Below are 253 nucleotides of genomic sequence, written 5' to 3' on the forward strand. Positions count from 1 at the left end.
CGTTTTTGTATGAATTTATCGATTTTAGATGAGCTAGAATTGTTTTCTAAAGAATTACAACGATATATGTCACCACATGTTTTAGAACAGTTAGCTAGAGAGATAGGATTTGCTCAACGAAAAAGTAAATACCGTGCTCAAGATTTAGTGGCCCTATGTGTTTGGTTAAGTAAAAACGTTGCTCACACGTCATTGACACAATTATGTAGTCGCTTAGAAACGAATACAGGTATTTCTATGAGTCCAGAAGGAC

The 253-nt window shown here is 35.2% G+C and carries 1 pseudogene; it reads left to right on the forward strand.

From position 1 onward, the window contains the following. Positions 1 to 9: 9 nt before the first annotated feature. Positions 10 to 253, forward strand: a pseudogene (locus KI356_RS28065) (IS4 family transposase); the annotation flags it as partial.

The organism is Bacillus hominis (genome assembly GCF_018332515.1).
In the GTDB taxonomy this organism is placed as follows: Bacteria; Bacillota; Bacilli; order Bacillales; family Bacillaceae_G; genus Bacillus_A; species Bacillus_A hominis.